This window comes from Mesorhizobium sp. M5C.F.Ca.IN.020.32.2.1 (assembly GCF_004023105.1).
In the GTDB taxonomy this organism is placed as follows: domain Bacteria; phylum Pseudomonadota; class Alphaproteobacteria; order Rhizobiales; family Rhizobiaceae; genus Mesorhizobium; species Mesorhizobium wenxiniae.
This window is the reverse complement of the sequence record NZ_RZSX01001034.1, coordinates 1-2,004: the sequence shown is the minus strand read 5'-3', so window position 1 is coordinate 2,004 and position 2,004 is coordinate 1. Positions and strand designations below refer to the sequence as shown.

The window sequence follows — 2,004 nt, the reverse complement described above, 5'->3', positions numbered from 1 at the left end:
TCGCATGAACGAGTCGATCCTGCGACGCGCACTGCTGGCTATCGCCATCCTTGGCTTGGCCGCAGGGATCGGAGTCTGGCAGACCGGTCTTGGCGCCGTTCAGCCTGGCACAATCTGGTCGGCAGCGACATTGCCGGTGGTGATGGCGCTTGCCATTTCCATATTGCGCGATTTCTGGATCGGCCGCTTCGGCGTCGATGCGATTGCGCTGGTCTCTATGTCTGCGGCACTGCTGCTCGACCAGTCGCTCGCTGCGGTGGTCGTTGCGATCATGTACGCCGGCGGCAGTGTGCTGGAGGATTTTGCCCGCGGTCGAGCGGAGCGAAGCCTCAAGGCGCTGACCGACCGGTCACCGCGCTTGGCGCACCGAAAGTTGGCGCAAGCGATAGTCACGATTTCAGTCGGCAAGGTTGCCGTTGGCGACGAGCTTCTGGTGCGGGCCGGCGAGCTGCTGCCTGTCGATGGAATCCTGCTCGACGCTTCGGCCTCTCTCGACGAGGCCGCAGTGACCGGAGAGCCGCTGCCGCAACGGCGAGGCGCAGGCAATCTGGTGCGCAGCGGCACCGTCAATGCGGGCGAATCTTTCAGCATGCGCGCTTCGGCCCGAGCCGAACAGAGCACCTACGCGGGGATCGTGCGCATGGTCGCATCGGCGCAGACCGCAAAAGCTCCGTTCATCCGGATGGCCGACCGCTTCGCGCTCTTCCTGCTGCCAGCCACGCTGCTGGTTGCCGGTATCGCCTGGCATATCTCGGGCGACCCGATCAGGGCGCTCGCCGTCCTGGTCGTCGCGACACCTTGCCCACTGATCCTTGCGGCGCCAGTTGCATTCATCGGCGGCGTATCGCGCGCCGCGCGCGCCGGCATCCTGATGAAAGGCAGCGCTGCCTTGGAGGCCCTGGCCCAAGTCCGTACCGCGATCTTCGACAAGACGGGCACCTTGACCGTCGGCGGCGCCGAACTCATCGAAATCGAGACTGCCCCCGATTGCGACGCGAACGGCGCATTGCAGCTGTTGGCATCATTGGAACAGGCCTCACACCACGTCCTCGCCGACTCGATCATCCGGGTAGCCCGTGGGAGAAGCCTGACCCTTTCGCACCCACGCAATGTTCGCGAGTATCGCGGCGCCGGTCTGGAAGGTGTTGTCGACAACATATCGCTCAAGGCAGGATCACGTGCGCTGGTGCTCGCAAACAAACCGTTGCCGCTCTGGGCGAGAGACGGTGAAAAGCGGTATCGGGACGAGGCTGTACTGAGGGTCTTTTTGACGCTCGGTGGCCGGCTCGCTGCCGTATTTACGTTTGGCGATACGCTGCGTGTCGATGCGCGTAACGCACTCACCGGTTTGCGCTTGGCCGGTATCACGCGCATGGTCATGCTGACAGGCGACGACGGCCTTGCGGCCGGGCGCATTTCAGCACTGCTCGACCTCGATGCGATCGTCGCCGATGCGACCCCCGCGCAAAAGGTTGCGACTGTTGAAGCCGAGAAAGGCAGGGCGCCGACGATGATGATCGGCGACGGCATCAACGATGCACCCGCGCTTGCGGCCGCCACGGTCGGCGTTGCCATGGGCGCGCGCGGCGCCACCGCCTCTTCCGAGGCCGCCGACATCATCGTGTTGACCGACCGGTTGCACCCTGTCTCAGAGGCGATCCGGATCGCGCAGCGCACGAGGACGATCGCTTTGCAAAGCATCATTGCCGGGTTGGCGCTCTCTGCCGTGGCGATGGTCGCGGCCGCTATGGGGCAGATCACGCCCGTGGCAGGAGCCCTGTTTCAGGAAGGCATCGACATAGCGGTTATCCTCAATGCGCTACGCGCGCTTGGCGATGGACGTCTCAGGCGCGCAATATGACGATCGTTAGGCGGAGGGATATGGCCATGGCACAGCAGAATCTGGCGGTTTGCAGCAAATGTGGCGGGATCAACCGCCTGCCGGCGGCCCGCAATGCCAAAGAGGCGAAATGCGGGAAGTGCGGGAGCAAGCTGTTTTCCGGC

Annotated in this window: 1 protein-coding gene and 1 pseudogene; both read left to right on the top strand. The window is 64.2% G+C overall.

Features of this window, described 5'->3' with window-relative positions:
• Positions 1 to 4 precede the first annotated feature (4 nt).
• On the top strand, positions 5 to 1,861 hold the full coding sequence (locus EOA86_RS32440; RefSeq protein ID WP_128345324.1) for a heavy metal translocating P-type ATPase: 1,857 nt from the start codon (positions 5 to 7) through the stop codon (positions 1,859 to 1,861).
• Positions 1,858 to 2,004 (top strand): annotated as a pseudogene (locus EOA86_RS40865) (thiol reductase thioredoxin); the annotation flags it as partial. The gene EOA86_RS32440 and the pseudogene EOA86_RS40865, both read left to right, overlap by 4 nt.

What these genes read in the sequence shown, in the direction of transcription:
- EOA86_RS32440 (WP_128345324.1), top strand. Translation starts at nt 5, where the DNA reads ATGAACGAGTCGATCCTGCGACGCGCACTGCTGGCTATCGCCATCCTT.